Consider the following 20,285-nt stretch of genomic DNA (forward strand, 5'->3'; position numbering starts at 1 on the left):
TCAGAACTCCACCTCCTGGCCGCGGCGGCGGATGACCGTGACCTCGTCGCGCTGGTTGCCCGTGGGCCCCAGGTAGTTGAACGCCCAGGACAACTGGGCGTAGCCGCCGATGAGATGGGACGGCTTGAGGATGAGGCGGGTGAGCGAGTTGTGGGTGCCGCCGCGCCGGCCGGTGGACTCGGCGAGCGGGACGTTCACCGTGCGCTCCTGCGCGTGGTGCATGTACACCGTCCCGGCCGGCATCCGGTGCGAGACGATCGCCCGGGCCACGACCACGCCGTTGCGGTTGACCGCCTCGACCCAGTCGTTGTCCTCGACGCCGATGGCCTGCGCGTCCTGCGGGGACATCCAGATGCTCTGGCCGCCCCGGGACAGGGCCAGCATGAACAGGTTGTCCTGGTACTCGGAGTGGATGGACCACTTGTTGTGCGGAGTGAGGTAACGGACCGTCACCTCCCGCTGCCCGTCCGGCCCGAGCCGCGGTTCGCCGAACAGGCGGTGCATGTCGAGCGGCGGCCGGTAGACGGGCAGCGCCTCGCCCAGCTCGTGGATCCAGTCGTGGTCGAGGAAGAAGTGCTGGCGCCCGGTGAGGGTGTGCCAGGGCTTGAGGTGCTCGGTGTTCAGGGTGAACGCCGTGTAGCGGCGGCCGCCCGACTCGCTGCCCGACCACTCCGGCGAGGTGATCACCGGCACGGGCGCCGCCTGGGTGTCCGCGTACGTGACCCGCTTGCCCTCGTGCTCGGCGGCCAGGTGGGCCATCTCCTGCCCGGTGCGCTCCTGGAGGGTGCGGAAGCCCTGGGTGGCGAGGCGGCCGTTGGTGGTGCCGGACAGGGCGAGGACGGCGTTGGCGGCCTTGACCGCGGTGTCCAGCAGCGGTCGGCCGTCCGCCGAGACACCGTTCAACTCCCGCAGGTGAGCCACCTCTTCGTCCGGGCGCAGCGCGATCCCCTTGGCGGGCAGCCCCAGTTGCTCCACCAGCGGTCCGAGTGTCCGGAACTTCGTGCCGACGGCCGTGTAGTCCCGCTCCACCACGGTCAGGTTCGGCATGGTCCGCCCGGGCACCGGGTCGCACTCCCCGCGCCTCCAGTCCCGGACCACCCCGCCCGGCTGGGCGATCTCGCCCGGGGTGTCGTGCTGGAGCGGGCTCGCCACCAGGTCCCTGCACACGCCGAGGTGGACCACCGCCAGCTCGCTGAGCCGGTCGGCCAGCGCCTTGAAGGTGTCGAAGTCGGTGCGGGCCTGCCAGGGCGGGTCCACGGCCGGGGTGAAGGAGTGCACGAAGGGGTGCAGGTCCGTGGAGGACAGGTCGTGCTTCTCGTACCAGGTCGCCGCCGGCAGGACGACGTCCGAGAGCAGCGTGGAGGAGGTCTGCCGGAAGTCCAGCGACAGCAGCAGGTCGAGCTTGCCCTCGGGTGCCTCGTCCCGCCAGGTCACCTCGCGGGGGCGTTCGGCGGCGGCGGCCTCCTCGGCGTTCAGCGAGGAGTGCGTGCCCAGCAGGTGCCTGGTGAAGTACTCCGCGCCCTTCGCCGAGGACCCCAGCAGGTTGGCCCGCCACAGGTTCAGCACCCGGGGCCAGTTCTCCGGGGCGTCGGGGTCCTCGCAGGCGAACTTCAGGGATCCGGCCCGGAGTTCGGCCACCGTCCGCGCCACCGGGTCGCCGAAGGCCGCGCCCAGCTCCAGCGGGTTGCGGTCGAAGGTGGGGTACGACGGCATCCAGCCCGCACGCGCCGACAGGGCCAGGCAGTCCGCGCCGGTCATGTCCGCGAGGCGGCCCTCACCGAGGGGGGAGGAGAGCACGTCGGCGGTGAAGCGGTCGTAGCGCCACTGGTCGGTGTTGAGGTACCAGTACGCGGTGCCGATCATCTGGCGGGGCGGCCGCGACCAGTCCGACGCGGAGGCCAGCGTCGCCCAGCCGGTCACCGGGCGGCACTTCTCTTGGCCCACGTAGTGCGCCCAGCCGCCGCCGTTGCGGCCCTGGCAGCCGGTGAGCTGGAGCAGGGCGAGGAAGGTCCGGTAGATCGTCTCGGAGTGGAACCAGTGGTTGGTGCCGGCGCCCATGAGGATCATGCAGCGGCCCTCGGAACGCTCGGCGGTCCGCGCGAACTCCCTGGCGATCCTGACGCACTTGGCGGCCGGGACGGAGGTGTGCGCCTCCTGCCAGGCGGGGGTGCCGGGCTGCTCGGCGTCCTCGTAGGAGGCGGGCCAGGTGCCGGGGAGGCCGGGGCGCCCGACGCCGTACTGGGCGAGCAGCAGGTCGAACACGGTGGTGACCAGGGTGCCGCCGAGCCGGGTCGCGGGAACCCCGCGTCGCAGCACCTCGCCGCGTCCCTGGCCGTGTGCGCCGCCCTCCGTGTCGAAGCGGGGGAGCAGCACCTCGACCCCGGCGGACGCCTCGTGACCGTAGAGGCTGAGCCGCGGTTCGACCGCGCCGAGTTCGAGGTTCCAGCGGCCCTTGCCGGAGTCCGTCCAGCGGAAACCGAGGGAGCCGTTCGGGACGACCGCCCGGCCGCTCGCCGCGTCCAGGACGACCGTCTTCCACTCGGCGCCCTCGCCCTCCTGGCCCAGGTCCGAGGCGCGCAGGAACTTCGACGGCACGTGGGCCCCGTCCTTCTCGGTGAGCGTCACCAGGAAGGGCAGGTCGGTGAACTTCCTCACGTAGTCCGCGAAGAACGGCGTCTCGCGGTCGACGAAGAACTCCCTGAGCACGACATGGCCCATCGCCAGCGCCAGGGCGCCGTCCGTCCCCGGGTGCGGGTGCAGCCACTCGTCGGCGAACTTGGCGTTGTCCGCGTAGTCGGGGGCGACCACCACGACCTTCTGGCCCCGGTAGCGGGCCTCCGCCATCCAGTGGGCGTCCGGGGTGCGGGTGACCGGGACGTTCGAGCCCCACATCATCAGGTAGGCCGCGTCCCACCAGTCGCCCGACTCCGGGACGTCGGTCTGGTCGCCGAAGACCTGCGGGGAGGCCACGGGGAGGTCGGCGTACCAGTCGTAGAACGACAGCATCGGGGCGCCGATCAGGGAGTGGAACCGGGCGCCGGCCGCGTGCGACACCATCGACATCGCCGGGATGGGGGAGAAACCGGCGATGCGGTCGGGCCCGTACTCCTTGATGGTGTGGACGTGCGCGGCGGCGACGATCTCGACCGCCTCGTCCCAGCTCGCCCGGACCAGTCCGCCCTTGCCGCGGGCCTGCTGGTAGCGGCGGCGGCGCTCGGGGTCGGCCTGGATGTCCGCCCAGGCCAGGACCGGGTCGCCGAGCCGTCCCAGGGCCTCGCGGTACAGCTCGAGCAGGACGCCCCTCACGTACGGGTAGCGGACCCGGGTGGGGGAGTAGGTGTACCAGGAGAAGGCGGCGCCGCGCGGGCAGCCGCGGGGCTCGTACTCGGGGCGGTCGGGGCCCACCGACGGGTAGTCCGTCTGCTGGGTCTCCCAGGTGATGATGCCGTCCTTGACGTACACCTTCCAGCGGCACGAGCCCGTGCAGTTCACGCCGTGCGTGGAGTTCACGACCTTGTCGTGGCTCCAGCGGTCACGGTAGAAGGCGTCCGCCTCGCGGCCGCCGGCCAGCCCGATGCTGTGCAGGTCGGGGGAGGCCGTGCCGGGCCGGAAGAACCGCCCGGCCCGCAGCAGCGCCGCGCCGGGTTCCCTCGGCGGTATCTCCGTGTCGGTCACGTGCGCTCCCTTGCTTGCCCACGGCTCGTCTCGAACCTAGGGCGGGGCGCGGGAGCGCACCCGTTCTCGGCACCCGTACGGGTCAGGCCTTGCGGGCGACCCCCGCGTACACCGGCACGATGCCCTCCGCCTGCGCCGCCACGTCCTCGGGGCCCGGACGCCAGCCCGACACCGGGATCATCCCGGGGCCGAGCAGCTCCAGACCGTCGAAGAAGCGGGAGAACTCGGTGAGCGAACGCGGGAAGAAGGGGGTGCCGCTGCGCCGGAACTGCTCGGCCGCCTTCTCGATGGCCGCGGGGCTCAGATCGGGTGTGACCTGGGACATGATCAGGTGACTGCCCGGGGCGAGCGTGTCGACGTAGCGCGCCACGAGTCCGTACACGTCGTCGTCCAGGTAGTGGGTGAGGGCGACCAGGGACAGGGCGACCGGCTGGGTGAAGTCCAGGGACTCGCGCGCCCGGGCCAGCAGGGTGTCGATGTCACGGACGTCGGCCTCGATATAGTCCGTGGTGCCCTCGGCGGACCCGTGCAACAGCGCCTGCGCGTGCCGCAGCACGATCGGGTCGTTGTCCGCGTACACCACCTTGGCCTCGGGGGCGACGCCCTGCGCGACCTGGTGGAGGTTGGGCTCGGTGGGGATGCCCGTGCCGATGTCCAGGAACTGCCGGATCCCGGCCTCCGCGGCGGTGCGCACGGCCCTGGTCATGAAGCGGCGGTTGGCGCGCGCCCCGCGCACCACCGTGCCGTCCACCTCCAGGATCCGGCGCGCGAGCGCCTCGTCCACCGGGTAGTTGTCCTTGCCGCCCAGCCACCAGTCGTACACCCGCGCCGGGTGCGGTCGGCTGGTGTCGATTCTGGGCGCGTCGGATCCGGTCATGCGCGGTCTTCTCCCCTGTGTCGTGATGCCTGTGCTCAGAAGTCCTCGCGGCGCTCCCGCAGCAGCTTCTTCGTGCGCTCGGCCGACGCGGCCCGCGCCGACATGTGGTCCAGGACCTCCAGATGCGTGGCGACCTCCTGGCGCGAGTCGAGGTAGAGCGCACCGGTCAGGTACTCGGTGAAGACCAGGTCGGGCAGCTCCGGCTCGGCGAAGCGGAACAGCGAGAAGGGCGCGTACGTCCCCGGGTGCGGACCCTCCTCGAACTCGCACACCTGGAGCGTGACCCGGTCGCGCTCGGCGAACTCCAGCAGCTTGTCGAGCTGTTCGCGCATCACCTCGGAGCGGATGCTGACCGGGCGGCGCAGCACCGTCTCGTCCATGATCGCCCACAGGTGGGGGGCGTTCGGGCGCTCCAGGAGCTGCTGGCGGGCCATGCGCAGCGACACGTGCCGCTCCAGCGCCTCGGAGCCCGCCTGCCCGATGGTCCCGGCCTCCATCACGGCACGCGCGTACGCCTCGGTCTGGAGCAGTCCGGGCACGAAGTGCGGCTCGTAGGAGCGGATGATCCCGGCCGCGCCCTCCAGGCTCACGTACAGGCTGAACCACTCGGGCAGCACGTCGTGGAACCGCTGCCACCAGCCCGGTCGGTTCGCCTCCTCGGCCAACTGGACGAACGCCTCGACCTGGTCCCCGGGCACCCCGTACGTCTCCAGGAGCACCTGGACGTAAGGGATCTTCAGGGCGACCTCGGCCATTTCCATCCGGCGCACGGTGGCGGGGGCCACCCGCAGTACCTGCGCGGCCTCCTCACGCTTGAGGCCGGCCGCCTCCCGCAGTTCCTGCAGCCGTCTGCCGAGCACCACCTGGCCCACGGTCGGCGCAGGTCGCCGCTCACTCACGCCACGCCTCCCCTACGCGTCGAAGCTTGCGTGCAGTGTGCCATGTTCCGGTGCCGGGCTCACCGGTCACGGGCGTTTCCCTCCTTACCTCCCGCGTCATCGACGGGAGGCCGGGCGGCCGGGATCGTGGTGGTCACGGGTTCCGGGCCGGCGCACTCCGGTCCGGGACCCGCCCCTTCAGGGCAGCAGCGCGTGCAGGTACTTGGCCGTCGCCGGGTCGGCCGGCAGGAACGTCTCGATGGCCAGCTCGGCGACGGTCACGTCCATGGGCGTGTTGAAGGTGGACGTGGACGACACGAACGACAGCGTCCGCCCCTCGTGCTCGATCCGCATCGGCAGCGCGAAGTACGGGACCGCGTCCGCCTGTTCGGGACCGTCCCCGGGTCCGGGGTCCGGCACCGGGTACGCGGCCACCTCCTCGTACAGCTCCCGCAGCGACTCCGAGCGGCGCAGGGCGATCTGCCGCCGCATCTGTTCCAGCAGATGGCCGCGCCACTCGCGCAGGTTGCGGATGCGCGGGGCGAGGCCCTGCGGGTGCAGGGTGAGCCGCATGGTGTTGAGCGGGGGGCGCAGCAGGGACTCCGGGACGCCGTCGAGGAGCATCATGATCCCCCGGTTCGCGGCCACCACGTGGTACGCGGCGTCGAACACCAGCGCAGGGTAGGGCTCGTAGCCCTGGATGAGCCGCTCGATCCCCTCCCGCACGGCGCCCAGGGCCGGGTCGTCCAGCGGGGTCTCCGGGAACCGCGGGGCGTAACCGGCCGCGAGCAGCAGGGCGTTGCGCTCCCGCACCGGCACCTCCAGGTGCTCGGCGAGCCGGAGCACCATCTCCTCGCTCGGGCGGGAGCGCCCCGTCTCGACGAAACTGATGTGCCGGGCGCTGGAGTCCGCCCGCAGCGCCAACTCGAGCTGGCTGACCCGCCGTTGCTCCCGCCAGGCGCGCAGCAGCGGACCGACGCCCTGGCCGGAGGGGGTGGCAGCGGCGGAGGAGAGGGTGGTCATACGACGACGGTAGTCGAGGAGCACGCGGACGAGCGGCCTGCGACGGGTGGGCGGGGCAGACCGGGGGCCGCCCCGGATCGTCCCGCCCGCCGAGGACCCTCACCGCCGAAGGTGGCTCCGGCCGGCCATCGGGCACCCTCCTGACCAGGGCCGCGGCGGCACAGGTGTGGGACGCTGAGGAGACCGACCCCCCCAGGAAGGAACGAGGCCATGCCCGTCGAACCCCTGTCGCAGAAGGAGATCGAGGACCGGCTCGCGGAGCTGCCGGGCTGGTCCGTCGACGACGGCCGCCTCACCCGCTCGTACCGCCTCGGCACCCACTTCGCGGCCACGGCGATGGTCGTCCACATCGCCCAGGTGCAGGAGGAGCTCGACCACCACTCCGACCTCACCCTCGGCTACAACACGGTCGCGCTGTCCGTGCACACGCACAGCGCGGGCGGCGCCCTCACCGAGAAGGACTTCGGGCTCGCACAGCGGGTGGAGGCGCTCGCCGCCGGTCACGGGGCCCAGTGAGCCGGTGCTCGACTACGACAAGGAGGCCGACGCCTACGACGCCACCCGCGGCGGCGAACCCAGGGCCGCCGCTGCCGCCGACGCCCTGCTCGGCCTGATCCCGCCGGACACCGGACGCCTCCTCGACGTGGCCTGCGGCACCGGGATCGTCACCCGCAGGCTCGCCGCCGCCCGGCCCGCGACCCGGGTCACCGGCGCCGACCTGACGTACGGCATGGCCCGCACGGCCGCCGCCCGGCTGCCCGGCGCGGTCGTGCTCGCGGACAGCCGGGCGCTGCCGTTCCCCGACGGCGTGTTCGACGCCGTCACCAGCGTGTGGCTGCTGCACCTCCTCGACCGGCCCGAGGACGTCCGGGCCGTGGTCGGCGAGTGCGCCCGGGTGCTGAGACCGGGCGGGATGTGGGTCACCACCGTCGACAAGGCCGCCGCGCACGACGTCGGCAGCGACATCGACGCCGTCCTCGCCCCGCGCCCGCGCCGCCCGGCCCCGGACGCGGCGCCGCTCGTCGAGTCGTACGCCGCCGCCCACCTCCTGCACCCGGCCGGCCGGGCCCGCTTCCCGGGCCGCGGTCAGGGCCGCAGCCCCCGGCGGACCGCCGCCGACCTGAGGCGCGGCTGGTTCACGCTGCTGCCGCCCGGCGACCCGCGCACGGAGGCGTTCGCCGCCCGACTGGAGGCGCTGCCCGACCAGGAACTCCCGCGCCCCGAACCGGTGTTCAACGTCCGGGCGTTCCGGAAGGCCGGCTGAAGTCCATGGTCCAGTTGGTCACCCAGGTCTCACCGCCGTCGACGGAGAAGGCCTGCTCCCAGTGGGCCGCGTCCACGGACACACCGGCCCACACGAACCGCACCCGCACCTCCTTCCCGCCGTAGGTGTCGTCGCCGTAAAACTCGCCGCGGCCGTCCTCGAACCGTCCCACGACCGGCGGGAACAGCGTTCCGCTGCGGCTCGCGGCCCAGTGCAGCGACCACTGCCCGGTCTCCCGGTCGTGGAGCCGCAGGGTCGCGCCCTTCGCCGCCAGGTGGGGCATGTCGATCTCGTCGACGTTCGCGGCTCCGTCGAACAGGGGCCAGCAGCGGCTGGTGGCGGGGAACTCCTCCCAGGCGCTGTCCGGGTCGAGGAAGTCGGCGCGGCGGCGGTTGCGGACCTCCCAGTCGCCGTGGAAGAAGTCGAAGTCGTGCGGGCTGCTCATGTGCGGTCCCCCGTGGTTCCTTCGGGCAGGGAGTCGGCCAGGTAGGCCGTGAGGTCGGGGACGTCGGGTGCGAGCAGATGCCGCACCCAGGCGTCCCGTTCGTGCAGGATCGGCGGCAGCTCCCAGACGCAGCCGATCCAGGGCAGGTCCGGCACGACGAAGTGCGTGGGATCTGCGTCCGGGCAGCGCAGCGCCGGCTGCCCGGCGGCGGCGCCCCGGAAGTGCAGCACGTTGTCCCACACCCAGCTATAGGCGTTGAGGTAGGCGCCGGTGTCCCCGCCCCGGTGCAGCACGACGAAGGTCGCGGGCGGGGTGCCGTCCGGCTCCGGCAGCAGCTCGGGGAGGATCGCGTACGCCGCCTTCTCGACGTCGGGCGCGATGCCGGCCGGATCGTCGGTGACGTGGTAGCGCTTGACGTGCCGGCCGGCGACCTCGATCGGCGGTGGCACGGTCAGCAGCTTCTCGGTGAAAGCCATGCCGGGGACGCTAAACCCGCTTCACTGACATCCTGTGTCAGTGAAGGCCGGCCGACTCGTCTCGATCCTCCTCCTGCTCCAGACCCGGGGCCGGATGACCGCCGCCCAGCTCGCCGAGGAGCTGGAGGTGTCCGTGCGCACCGTCTACCGGGACGTCGAGGCGCTGGGCGCGGCCGGCGTCCCGGTCTACGGCGACGCGGGCCACGCCGGCGGCTACCGTCTCCTCGACGGCTACCGCACGCGGCTGACCGGGCTCACCCGGGACGAGGCGGAGGCCCTCTTCCTGGCCGGCGCTCCCGGGGCGGCCGCCGAACTCGGCCTCGGCCCGGTCCTCGCCGCCGCCCAGACGAAGGTGCGGGCCGCGTTGCCGGCGGAACTGCGGGCCCACGCGGACCGGATCAGCGGACGCTTCCACCTCGACGCGCCCGGCTGGTACGCGCAGACCGCGAAGGCGCCGTACCTGGCGCGGGTGGCGGAGGCGGTGTGGAGCAGCAGGGTGCTGCGGGTGGTGTACCGCCGCTGGGCCGAACCGACCGACGTGGAGCGGCGGTTGGAGCCGTACGGACTGGTGCTGAAGGCCGGGCGCTGGTACGTCGTCGCGGGTCCGGGCCCGCGCACCTTCCGGGTCGACCAGATCCTCGAACTGACCTCCTCGGAGGAGGAGTTCACCCGCCCCGAGGGCTTCGATCTGGCGGCCTACTGGACCTCCTACCAGCGGGACTTCCACGAGCGGCTGCACCGGCAGGAGGCGGTCGTGCGGTTGGCGCCGGGTGTACGGCTGCCCAGGGCGGTTAACGAGCGCGTCGACCCCGACGGCTGGACCGTCGCCCGGGTCGCCGTCGAGTCCGTCGGGCACGCGCAGGGCGAGTTCCTGCGGCTTGGCACCGGTATCGAGGTGCTGGCACCCCCCGAGCTGCGCGAACGCATGGCACGAACGATCGCCGAACTGGCCGGAAGATACGGCAACCCGGCCCCTCCGTGCGGCGACTGAGGGATGGAACCCGTCCGTCCCCCACTGCTTCGGAGGTTCACCCGTGCAGCACCCCCACCCGCACCGCAGACGCCGCGTCCTCCTCTCGGCGGTCACCGGCGCGACCGCCCTCGTGGCCGCGGGACTCACCGTCCTGAGCCCCGGCTCCGCCGAGGCCGCCACCGCCCGCCAGGTCGAGAAGCTCGACCGGGGCGTCGTCAGCGTGCACACCAGCAGCGGCAACCTGGTGAGCTGGCGCTGGCTCGGCACCGACCCGAACGACGTGTCCTTCAACGTCTACCGCGCCGGCACCAAGGTCAACTCCACGCCGGTCACCGGCTCCACGAACTACTTCCACTCCGGCGCGCCCGCCGAGGCCGACTACACGGTCCGCGCGGTCGTCGGCGGTGTCGAGCAGGCCGACTCGGTCCACGCGGTCCAGTTCCGCGCCGGCTACAAGGACGTGCCCCTCAGCCCGCCGGCCGGCGGCACGAGCCCCGACGGCGTCGCCTACACCTACGAGGCCAACGACGCGTCCGTGGCCGACCTCGACGGCGACGGCGCCCTGGACTTCGTCCTCAAGTGGCAGCCGACCAACGCCAAGGACAACTCCCAGTCCGGCTACACCGGCAACACGATCCTCGACGGGGTCAGGCTCGACGGCACCCGGCTGTGGCGCATCGACCTGGGCCGCAACATCCGCTCCGGCGCGCACTACACCCAGTTCCAGGCGTACGACTACGACGGCGACGGCAAGGCCGAGGTCGCCGTGAAGACGTCGGACGGCACGGTCGACGGCACAGGCGCGGTGATCGGCAGCTCCTCGGCCGACCACCGCAACTCCAGCGGCTACGTCCTGTCCGGACCCGAGTACCTGACGATGTTCAACGGCCAGACGGGCAAGGCGATGCAGAGCGTCGACTACGTCCCCGGCCGAGGCACGGTGTCGTCGTGGGGCGACTCGTACGGCAACCGGGTCGACCGCTTCCTCGCCGGCACGGCGTACCTGGACGGGGCGCGCCCCTCGCTCGTCATGGCGCGCGGCTACTACACTCGTACGGTGATCGCGGCCTGGGACTGGCGGGGCGGTGCCTTCACCCGCCGCTGGACCTTCGACACCAACTCCTCGACCAACAGCGGCAAGGGCTACGACGGTCAGGGCTCGCACAGCCTGTCCGTCGGGGACGTCGACAACGACGGCAAGGACGAGATCGTCTACGGGGCGATGGCCGTGGACGACAACGGCAACGGACTGTGGACCACGAAGACGGGCCACGGCGACGCCCAGCACCTCGGTGACCTCGACCCCTCGCACGCGGGCCTGGAGTACTTCAAGGTCTCCGAGTCGACGGCACAGCCGGCCGAGCTGTACATCAACCCGGCCAACGGCACGGTGAACTGGAAACTGGCCGCCTGCTGCGACAACGGCCGTGGCGTGGCCGGGGACGTCTGGGCGGGCAACGACGGCGCCGAGGTCTGGTCGGCCTCCGACACCTCGATCCGTGACGAGGCCGGTGCCACCAAGGGCCGCGAGCCGTCCTCGGTGAACTTCCTGTCCTGGTGGGACGGCGACACGGTCCGCGAACTCCTCGACGGCACCCACATCGACAAGTACGGCACCTCCTCGGACACCCGTCTGCTGACCGGGGCGTCGGTCCACTCCAACAACGGCACCAAGGCGACCCCGTCGCTGTCCGGCGACATCCTCGGCGACTGGCGCGAGGAGGTCGTGTGGCCCACGTCGGACAACAAGGCCCTGCGGATCTACTCGACCCCGATCGAGACGTCGACGAAGATCACGACCCTGCTCCACGACACGATGTACCGCACGGGCCTGGCCTGGCAAAATACCGCGTACAACCAGCCCCCGCACCCGAGCTTCTTCCTCGGCAACGGCATGGCCACGGCCCCTCGGCCGACGGTGTACACCCCCTGACCCGGACGTGACGAGACCCCGCCCGGTGCTGCCGGGCGGGGTCTCGTCACGCGGGTCGGCTCAGAGCGCTGTGCAGTTCTGGTCGCCCAGTTTGAAGGCGGTCGGTCTCGTGTTCGTGCCCGACCAGTTCCCCGTGAAGCCGAAGCTCACGGAGGAGCCCGCGGCCACGCTCCCGTTCCAGCCGACGTTTCTCGCGGTGACCGTCGTGCCCGACTGGGTGGTCGTGGCGTTCCAGGCCTGGGCGACCGTCTGGCCGTCGGGGAAGGTCCAGTTGAGGGTCCAGCCGGTCCAGGCCCCCGTACCGGTGTTGCCGATCTGGACGTCCGCCTGGAAGCCCCCCGACCACTGGTTGGTGATCTTGTAGGTGACCGTGCAGGCACCCGTCGGAGTCGGGTCCGTCGGGTCGGTGCCGCCTCCGCCCCCACCGCTCGTGTCGGAGGTGTCGCCGTAGATCACGCCCCGGCCGTTGGTCGAGACGTACACCCGGCCGTACACCCGCGGGTCACCGGTGATCGCCGCGCCGGTCCAACCCCACTGGTGGGCGTCGTCGTTGACCCGGGTCCAGCTCGCGCCCTTGTCCGTGGAGCGGAAGATGCCCCGGACGCCACCGATCTTCGCGCTGGTGTAGAGCGTCTGGTACGACGCCCCCGTCGCCGCCTTCCCGAAGCCGATCGTGTCGGCCTGGTCGACGTTCGCGAGCTTCGTCCAGCTCGTGCCCCCGTCCGTCGAGTGCCACAGCCCGTACGCCCCGTCGCTCGCCCCGCCGGCCAGCCAGACGTCGCCCTTCACCCCGGGCACCGCCTTGAAGCGCACGCTGTCCCCGGCGGGCAGCCCGGTCGCCGCGGACGCCGTGAACGTGGCCCCGCCGTCCGTACTCACGTAGAACTTCCCGGACTTGAAGCCGTAGAAGGTCTTCGCGTCCACCCGGTCCGACTCCACGACCGCCCCGGCCGGGATGCCGCTCGACGCCGACCAGGACGAGCCGAAGCCCGTCGTGTACTGCACGCCCGTGCCGGCCGGGCTCCACACGAACCGGCTGCCGTCCGAGCCGGCGGCCACCGTCCCGCCCCCGCTCACCCCCGAAGGGTCGGTGCCCGCGAACCAGTTGGCGCCGTTGTCCGTCGAGAAGCCGATGTGCGGCCCCGAGTCCAGATTGCCGACCCGCACCACCGTGTTCGGGTTCGTCTCGGCGAAGTCCAGGCTGGTGGTCGTGGTGAAGTTCGGCGAGGTGAACATCATCGACGGGACCTTGGTGAGGTCCGTGTGCCGGAAGCCGCCCACGTCACCGAGCGCGCTCAGCAGCGGGGCGCCCGAGGGCGGCGACGCCAGGTCGTTGACGGCCGTCTCCTCCAGGCCCTGCACCATCGGCCTGATGGTGAACTGGCCGCCGGAGTCCCAGTTCGTGAGGTTCTCGGTGCCGTAGACCGTCGCCCCCGTCCCGTACATCATGCGGTTCGAGTTGAACGGGTCGATCTCCAACGACTCGGTCATCCAACCGAGTTTGGGCGACTGCTCGGGCGGCGACGGGTTGGCGCCCCAGGTCAGCCAGGGCGACGACGACACGTCCATGGTGTAGCGGTTCGCGCGGTCGGGGTACGACGTGTAGTCCCACGCCCTGGTCCAGGTCGCGCCGCTGTCCGTGGAGCGGAAGATCTGGGTGTCCGGCCACCAGGAGCTGTAGGCGGTGGCCATGACCGTGCCGGGCTTCTGCCGGTCCACGGTGAGACCGCTGAAGCCGTAGTAGGTGTCGGCCTCCGCCACCGGGCTGATGTTCGTCCAGGTGCCGGTCGCCGTCGCGTACCGCCACACCTGGCCCTTGCCGCCGTCGTACGGCCCGCCCTTGTCGCTGTACGTGAGATACAGGTATCCGTTCACCGCGTCCAGGACGCCCTTGTGGGCCAGGTATCCGGTCGGCTGCCCGGCGAGCCGGCTCCAGGTCGCGCCGCCGTCCGTCGACCGGTACACCGAGTTCTGCAGGTCCGCCACCCCGACGTAGATCGACTGCGTCGCGCTCCCGGACGAGCCCGTCCGCTCGTCGAAGGTGACCCACACGACGCCCTGGTTGTCACTGGCGTACCCGCTGGTGTCGCTCGGATCCTGCCGGTAGTTGCCGACGTTGGGGAAGTCGGCCACCTGCGACCAGCTCACGCCCGAGTCCGTGGACCGCCACAGCCCCTTGCCGCTCGGCGCCCCGAGGTACAGCACGCTGTTCCTGTTCGGGTCGACCGCCAGCCGCTCGCCCATGCCCCGCCCCGGCATGTTGCCGCCGAGCTTGAAGGGCAGGGCGGTCCTCTGCCAGCTCGTGCCCCGGTTCGAGGACCGCATGACCGCGCCGTTCCCCGGGTCCCAGTCGTTGGTGTACGTCCCCACGGCCGCGTACACCTTGTCCGGGTCCACGGAGTCGGAGGCCAGGCTCACCACGCCCGTGTGCCCCCAGTCGTCCCAGCCGACCGAGTCGAGCAGCGGCGTCCAGGTCCGGGAGGACTCCTGCCAGCGGTAGGCGCCGCCGATGTCCGTGCGGGCGTACGCGAGGTTCTTCTCCTTGCGGTTGAAGACGATGCCCGGCACGAAGCCGCCGCCGTCGATCCGGGCGTTCTTCCAGGTGTACGTGTCGGCGGCGAGCGAGACCTTCGCGGTGCCGTCGGCCGCCAGTGCGGGCGGGGTGCCGGCGAGCAGCCCGGCCGCGAGTGCGAGCACGGCCGTGAGGATGCGGGTTCTTCGCACGGGGGGTCCTTTCCGGAAAGGGGGTCGCGGGGGGGGGGTAAGCGCTTTCCGTCTGGTGCGAGAGGTGCCGGGCGACCCCCAGTGCGGGAGGGGGCCGCCCGGCCGGTCGGCCCCGCCGTCAGGTGACGGGGCCTGTGCACGGAGCCTTCGAGCGGCTCCGCAGGAGGAACGGTGCCCGGTGCCCCCTTCAGGGGCGCGGGGCTGCGTTCATTTGCGGCTCCGCCGCGCGGGCGCGACCAGCCACAATGGACCCGCAGTCGACAACCGTCCGGCCCGCGGAGCGCCCGGCGGGGGCTATTCCAGAAGCTCCGCGTACGAACCCATGGCCAGGGCGATGTCCGCCTGGGCCCAGAACCGGTGGTACGTGAACGACGGCACCGCGCCGCCCGCCAGGTACGCCTCGATCTTCGACCAGGCCGGGTCGTCCTCGTAGAACGACCGGATCGACTCGAAGGTGGACGAGGAGTTGATGGCGTCGCCGTTCGGCATGGTCCCGGTCCAGCCGCTCGGGACGTACACCGCGTCGTCGAACCGGTTGTAGTCCGCCCGGTTCTCGGGGACGGCGATGCCCAGCGCGTCCTGGTAGTTGTTCCACATGCCGTCCAGCAGGGACTTGGCCGTGGCGGCCGCCTGGGTGTCACCGCTGCGGTCCGCGTAGTACGTCAGGGTCTTGGCGTACGCGGCGGCCACGCCGACGTCGTTGGTGTAGTCGGCGACGGTGACGTGAAGTCCGCTGTTGGCGCCCGGACTTGAGGCGCTCCAGGTGTCGGGCTGACCCGACCACTGGAGGGTCGAGGGGATGCGGTAGGTGCCGTCCGGGTTGATCGTGGTCTTGGACAGCGCCCACTTGACCCACTTGTCGAGGACCGCCTTGGCCTGCGCGTTCCCCGTCTGCTGGTAGTACTCGGCCACCCGCTCCATCGACCACGCCTGGAAGCCGAACCACTGGTTGGACGGCGGGTCGTGGTAGACGGGCGCCTCGTCGTAGTACATGCCGTAGAACGTCGACTTCCCGGCCGGGGGAGTCGCGTAACGGCCCGCCCAACTGTTCGTCGCACCGCCCGCGATGGCGCCCTCGTCGGACTGGAGCCAGCGGTAGAACTCGAGCTGGCGGGTGAGCGAGGTGTTCCAGTCCGCCGCGCCCGTGGCCGACTTGGGCTTCAGGTCGGCGTAGGAGCTCAGCGCGTACGCGGCCATCGGGTTCTGGTAGCCGCCGTGCGCGTGACTGGAACCGATGCGCCAGGCCCAGCCCGCCGAGGTGTCGGTGGCGCCGCCCCAGGCGTAGTACCAGGACAGCAGGTACATCGAGGCGTCCTTGCCGGTGCCGGCCGCGCAGGCGGACGGACCGACACAGTTGCCGATCTTCTTGAAGTACTTGTCGTACATGGCGTAGCGCAGGTAGTCGCCCATCTTGGCGGCCTTGCCCACGGTCGCCGAGACATCGGAGCCCTTGCCCTGCTCCGTCGCCCACTTGTCGGCCCAGTACGCGGCCTGCACGGCACGCGCGTCGGCGTCCGGGGCGTTGGTGAACTTCCACTGCTTGGCGTAGGAGGCGTCACCGGTGAACAGGTCCAGGTAGCCGTTCTTGCCGCCGTACTTGAACTGGTCGCAGGTCGGCTGCGGCACCGTCTCCCACACCGACTCCTGCGCGCCGCGCTGGAAGGTGTTGATGTACGACGGTCCGGTGTCCGCCGGTCCCGCCTCGCACTTGCCGGGCGAGTTGCCGTAGCCGTAGACGTTGTCGACGTCCTGCAGCCAGTGCATGCCGTAGATGTCGTCCGTGCCGTACGCGCTCTTCAGCTCGCCCGCGATCGGGTCCGAACCCACCGGCACCGAGGAGTCCAGCTTCGCCGGGTACTCGTTCGGGGTGTCCAGCTCGGGCGCGTAGGTGGCCGGCTTGGAGGCGTTGTAGAAGGAGTTGGTCGGCTGGTCGGCGTGCGTGGGGATCATGTACTTCTCCATGATGTCCCAGGCGCCGTTGAACTTGGACCAGTCGCCGGTGACCTTGCCGTACATGGCCTGGAGCCACAGGAGGTAGCTGTACGCCTCCGAGGTGGTCTCGTGACCGTGGTCCGGCGCCTCGACGATCAGCGTCTCCACCGAGTGGTAGGGGATGCCCTCGGGGGAGAAGTAGCCGTTCGCCGGGTTGGTGATCTTGCCGTACAGATCCAGGAAGCGGGCGTTGTACGTGCCCGTCGCCGCGATCTGGGTGACGTTCACCGAGGCCTTGGCGTGGCCGGTCGCCGTCGACTCGAAGGTCGCCGCGCCGGTGCCGGAGGCGTTGCCGGTGATGGTGACCGTCTGCGCGGTGTTCCAGTTCGACGGGGTGAAGGTCAGTGAGGCCCCACCGGTCACCGACAGCCCTGAGTTGCCGCTGGTGCGGGCGGTCGTGACCGTCACGTTGGCCGAGGGCTGTGTCGACAGCTTCACGGTGTACGTGCCCGTCCTGCCCTGCTGGACGGCCAGTTGGGTGGCCGAGGCGACGACGGCCGGACCCGAGGCGACCGTGATGCCGACCGGCGTGGACTCGGCGGACGCGCCCAGGCTGTCGTAGGCCTTCGCGAGCAGGGAATGACTGCCCACGGTCAAGCTTGAGGCCGAGAGCGAGTACGGCGAGGTCGTGTCGGTGCCGAGCAGGGTGGTGTTGTCGTAGAACTCCACCTTGCTGATCGTCGCGCCGTCCGCCGCGGCGGCCGTCGCGGCGAGCGGCACCGCGGTGCCCTGGGTGTAGACCGCGCCCGCGGCCGGGCTGGTCAGCACGGTGATCGGCGGCTGGTGCGCGCCGGTGCAACTGGTGCCGTTGACCGCGAAGTTGGTGGGGGCGGTATTGCTGCCGCTGTAGGTGAACTGCGCCCCGGTGGAGACGGCGGCACCCGCGGCGATGTTCGCGTTGTACGTGGCGCTGTTGACCGTGACCGTCTGCCCGGACTGGCTCCAGGTGCCGTTCCAGCCGTTGCTCAGCTTCTGGTTGCCCGTGTAGCCGTACGTCAGGGTCCAGCCGTTGATGGCGTCCGTGCCGCGGTTGGTGATCGTGAGATCCGCGGTGAAACCGGAGCCCCAGTCGTTGGTCTTGTAGTCGACACTGCACTGAACTGCCGCTGCTTGTGCGGGAGTTGAAGCCGCACTCAGCATCGCGAACGGCAGTGCCATGGCCGCCACGACAGCGGTCCACAATCGCCGGACGGACCGGCGTCTCCTGGTGGGGGGCATTGCTGGTTCCTCCTTGTGCGGCTCGGAGAAGTCAAGGCTTGAACCAGTGGGAGCGCTCCCATAGTGGAGACGTGCGTTCAAGGGGTCAAGGTGCTTGAAGAGTCGAAAAGATTCGACGAACGGGGCTTCGGAAAAGTCAAGTGAACCCTCTGTTCTTTGCCGTCACTTGGCGCTACCTTCCTTGGCACCAGTGGGAGCGATTCCATCAGGCGACGCGTCCGTCACGGCGCGCTGATCTGCAAGGAGTCGCTCATGCGACACCCCCCGCGTTCAGTACTTTTAGCCGTCGCCGGCGCGGTCGCCCTCGTAGGGTCCCTGACGGTTCCGGTGGTCACGGCGTCCGCCGCCGCCCCTGCCTGCTCGGTGCATTACACCGTCACCGGTCAGTGGGACAGCGGCTTCCAGGGTTCCGTGCGCGTCACCAACAACACGGCCGGCGTGCGTAGTCGGAGGTCCACCTTCGACTGCGCGGGCGGCCAGGAACTCATCCAGGGCCGGAACGCGCGATGGTCGAGCGTCAGCACCGGATTCATCGCGTCCCGGTCAGGGAGCAACGCCGTACCGACCTCGTTCAGGCTCAACGGCGCCCCCCGCACCACGGGCGTCGGACCCACGCCCGCACCGGAGCCACCGGCTGTTTCGGGTTCGCCGGTCCGGTGGCGAGCGAGCTGCCGGAAGCCGATGCCCGACATGCAGTACGCGCCCTCCTTCCGGGCATCGGGGGCCGAGCCCTACCCGGACCGCGCCACCTGCCCGGGCGTGCAGAACCTGGTCGACAGCGTCCGGGGCACCGGCGCCACCCACCTGATCCCGGCCGGCGGCATCGCTGCGCGAACGACCTCAGCCATGGCTGACGTACCGGCGGGCCATCTCGCCGCCGTCTGTGATCAGCAGCCACGACGGCACACCCACAGCGTTCGGCACAGGGCTGCGTGACCCTCTGCGCGCCCTGAATGGACAACACCCGCTCAACGGAAGCACCCGCTCAACGGACAACTCCCGCGAACGAGAAGGAAACCCGCACTCATGAGTCGTACGAGAACAGCGCTCCTCGCTGCCCTGGCGCTCGTCGCCGGTGCCTCCGGGACCGCGCTCGCCGTGACCCCCGGGGACGCAGGAATCGCCGCCGTCCCCTGCACCGTGGACTACAAGGTGCAGAACCAGTGGGACACCGGCTTCACCGCCGCTGTCACGATCACCAACAACAGCGCCGCCAAGTCGAGTTGGTCGCTGAAGTGGTCGTACGCCGGGAACCAGAAGGTCACCAGCGGCTGGAACGCCAAGATCAGCCAGAGCGGAACAGCCGTCACCGCCGGCAACGAGAGCTACAACGGCACGCTCGCCACCGGCGGTTCGGCCAGCTTCGGCTTCCAGGGCTCCTACAGCGGCAGTAACGCCGTACCGGCCACGTTCACCCTCGACGGGGTGACCTGCAACGTCGACGACGGCGGCAGCGGCCCGACCGATCCGCCGGACCCCGGGGGCAGCACCAAGGTCGACAACCCGTACGCCGGCGCCAAGGTGTACGTGAACCCCGAGTGGTCCGCGAAGGCCGCCGCCGAGCCGGGCGGCACCCGGATCTCGAACCAGCCCACCGGTGTGTGGCTGGACCGCATCGCGGCGATCAACGGCGTCAACGGCGGGATGGGCCTGCGCGCCCACCTCGACAAGGCGCTGGAGCAGAAGGGCAGCGGCGAGCTCGTCGTCCAGCTCGTCATCTACAACCTGCCCGGCCGTGACTGCGCGGCACTCGCCTCCAACGGCGAGCTCGGCCCCACGGAGATCGACAAGTACAAGACGCAGTACATCGACCCGATCGCCGCGATCCTCGCCGACCCCAAGTACGCGTCGCTGCGGATCGTCAACACGATCGAGATCGACTCCCTGCCCAACCTCGTCACCAACGTCACGCCGCGGGCCACCGCCACCGCCAACTGCGACACGATGAAGGCCAACGGCAACTACATCAAGGGCGTCGGATACGCCCTGAACAAGCTCGGTGACGCTCCCAACGTCTACAACTACGTGGACGCCGGACACCACGGCTGGATCGGCTGGGACGACAACTTCTCGACCAGCGTCCAGATGATCAAGCAGGCGGCCACCGCCGAGGGCGCCACGGTCAACGACGTGCAGGGCTTCATCACCAACACCGCCAACTACAGCGCGCTGAAGGAGCAGTACTTCACCATCAACGACTCCGTGGCCGGCAAGTCGGTGCGCGAGTCGAAGTGGGTCGACTGGAACCGCTACACCGACGAGCTCTCCTTCGCCCAGGCCTTCCGCCAGGAGGCCGTGAACCAGGGCTTCGCCTCGGGTGTCGGCATGCTGATCGACACGTCCCGCAACGGCTGGGGCGGCTCCGCACGGCCGACCGGCCCGGGCGCGACGACCGACGTCGACACGTACGTCAACGGCGGCCGCATCGACCGGCGCATCCACGTCGGCAACTGGTGCAACCAGGCGGGAGCCGGCCTCGGTGAGCGTCCGCAGGCCAGCCCGGCCGCCGGGATCGACGCCTACGTCTGGATCAAGCCTCCGGGTGAGTCCGACGGGTCCAGCTCCGCGATCGCGAACGACGAGGGCAAGGGCTTCGACCGGATGTGCGACCCGACGTACACCGGCAACCCGCGGAACAACAACAGCATGTCCGGAGCGCTGCCGAACGCTCCGCTGTCCGGGCACTGGTTCTCCGCGCAGTTCCAGGAGCTCATGAAGAACGCGTACCCGGCGCTCTAGCCGGAACGGGGGCGGTGGTACTTCGGCCGCGGGTCCGCAGTGGCCGGTCGCGCGGTTCCCCGCGCCCC

14 protein-coding genes are annotated in these 20,285 nt (G+C 70.9%); 6 read left to right on the forward strand and 8 right to left on the reverse strand.

Annotated features, from left to right (window positions below; genetic code table 11):
• The 4 genes from ACZ66S_RS17165 to ACZ66S_RS17180 form a co-directional block, all read right to left on the reverse strand.
• Positions 1-3,675, reverse strand: a complete 3,675-nt coding sequence (locus ACZ66S_RS17165; protein ID WP_469902335.1) for a nitrate reductase subunit alpha — start codon at positions 3,673-3,675, stop codon at positions 1-3.
• A gap of 82 nt (positions 3,676-3,757) precedes the next feature.
• On the reverse strand, positions 3,758-4,552 hold the full coding sequence (locus ACZ66S_RS17170; RefSeq protein ID WP_469902336.1) for an SAM-dependent methyltransferase: 795 nt from the start codon (positions 4,550-4,552) through the stop codon (positions 3,758-3,760).
• 35 nt (positions 4,553-4,587) lie between these two features.
• Entirely contained in the window at positions 4,588-5,451 is an 864-nt protein-coding gene (locus ACZ66S_RS17175) for a helix-turn-helix domain-containing protein (RefSeq protein WP_469902337.1), read from the reverse strand.
• A gap of 177 nt (positions 5,452-5,628) precedes the next feature.
• Entirely contained in the window at positions 5,629-6,453 is an 825-nt protein-coding gene (locus ACZ66S_RS17180) for a helix-turn-helix domain-containing protein (protein WP_469902338.1), read from the reverse strand.
• A 210-nt stretch (positions 6,454-6,663) separates the two neighbouring features.
• Between ACZ66S_RS17180 and ACZ66S_RS17185 the strand changes: the two genes are divergently transcribed.
• Both ACZ66S_RS17185 and ACZ66S_RS17190 read left to right on the forward strand, forming a co-directional pair.
• Complete coding sequence (locus tag ACZ66S_RS17185) at positions 6,664-6,969, forward strand: 4a-hydroxytetrahydrobiopterin dehydratase (RefSeq protein WP_469902339.1); 306 nt, start codon at positions 6,664-6,666, stop codon at positions 6,967-6,969.
• A 4-nt stretch (positions 6,970-6,973) separates the two neighbouring features.
• Positions 6,974-7,717, forward strand: a complete 744-nt coding sequence (locus ACZ66S_RS17190) for a class I SAM-dependent methyltransferase (protein WP_469902340.1) — start codon at positions 6,974-6,976, stop codon at positions 7,715-7,717.
• Here ACZ66S_RS17190 and ACZ66S_RS17195 read toward each other — a convergent pair.
• Together ACZ66S_RS17195 and ACZ66S_RS17200 are read right to left on the reverse strand one after the other, a co-directional pair.
• Positions 7,686-8,162 carry a hypothetical protein gene (locus ACZ66S_RS17195; protein WP_469902341.1) on the reverse strand — a complete coding sequence of 159 codons (477 nt, stop codon included), beginning with the start codon at positions 8,160-8,162 and terminating at the stop codon, positions 7,686-7,688. The two genes, ACZ66S_RS17190 and ACZ66S_RS17195, sit on opposite strands and share 32 nt — an antisense overlap.
• Complete coding sequence (locus ACZ66S_RS17200; RefSeq protein WP_469902342.1) at positions 8,159-8,638, reverse strand: hypothetical protein; 480 nt, start codon at positions 8,636-8,638, stop codon at positions 8,159-8,161. The genes ACZ66S_RS17195 and ACZ66S_RS17200 overlap by 4 nt, the downstream gene beginning before the upstream one ends.
• Positions 8,639-8,678: 40 nt before the next feature.
• On the opposite strand from ACZ66S_RS17200, the gene ACZ66S_RS17205 reads away from it, so the two are divergent.
• The gene (locus ACZ66S_RS17205; protein WP_469902343.1) at positions 8,679-9,629 is read left to right on the forward strand and encodes a helix-turn-helix transcriptional regulator; all 951 of its coding nucleotides are present in this window, start codon (positions 8,679-8,681) and stop codon (positions 9,627-9,629) included.
• 43 nt (positions 9,630-9,672) lie between these two features.
• Positions 9,673-11,544 (forward strand): rhamnogalacturonan lyase, encoded by a 1,872-nt coding sequence (locus ACZ66S_RS17210; protein ID WP_469902344.1) that lies wholly within the window; start codon positions 9,673-9,675, stop codon positions 11,542-11,544.
• A gap of 60 nt (positions 11,545-11,604) precedes the next feature.
• Here the strand turns inward: ACZ66S_RS17210 and ACZ66S_RS17215 are convergent, their stop codons facing one another.
• On the reverse strand, positions 11,605-14,268 hold the full coding sequence (locus tag ACZ66S_RS17215) for a cellulose binding domain-containing protein (protein ID WP_469902345.1): 2,664 nt from the start codon (positions 14,266-14,268) through the stop codon (positions 11,605-11,607).
• Between the two features lie 294 nt (positions 14,269-14,562).
• Complete coding sequence (locus ACZ66S_RS17220; protein WP_469902346.1) at positions 14,563-17,478, reverse strand: glycoside hydrolase family 48 protein; 2,916 nt, start codon at positions 17,476-17,478, stop codon at positions 14,563-14,565.
• Between the two features lie 252 nt (positions 17,479-17,730).
• Here ACZ66S_RS17220 and ACZ66S_RS17225 point away from each other — a divergent pair, with 252 nt between their 5' ends.
• Together ACZ66S_RS17225 and ACZ66S_RS17230 are read left to right on the forward strand one after the other, a co-directional pair.
• Positions 17,731-18,414, forward strand: a complete 684-nt coding sequence (locus tag ACZ66S_RS17225) for a cellulose binding domain-containing protein (protein WP_469902347.1) — start codon at positions 17,731-17,733, stop codon at positions 18,412-18,414.
• A gap of 90 nt (positions 18,415-18,504) precedes the next feature.
• Positions 18,505-20,217, forward strand: coding sequence for a glycoside hydrolase family 6 protein (locus ACZ66S_RS17230; RefSeq protein WP_469902348.1), 1,713 nt, complete (start codon positions 18,505-18,507; stop codon positions 20,215-20,217).
• Positions 20,218-20,285 lie beyond the last annotated feature (68 nt).

The organism is Streptomyces sp. NPDC107471, assembly GCF_055582845.1.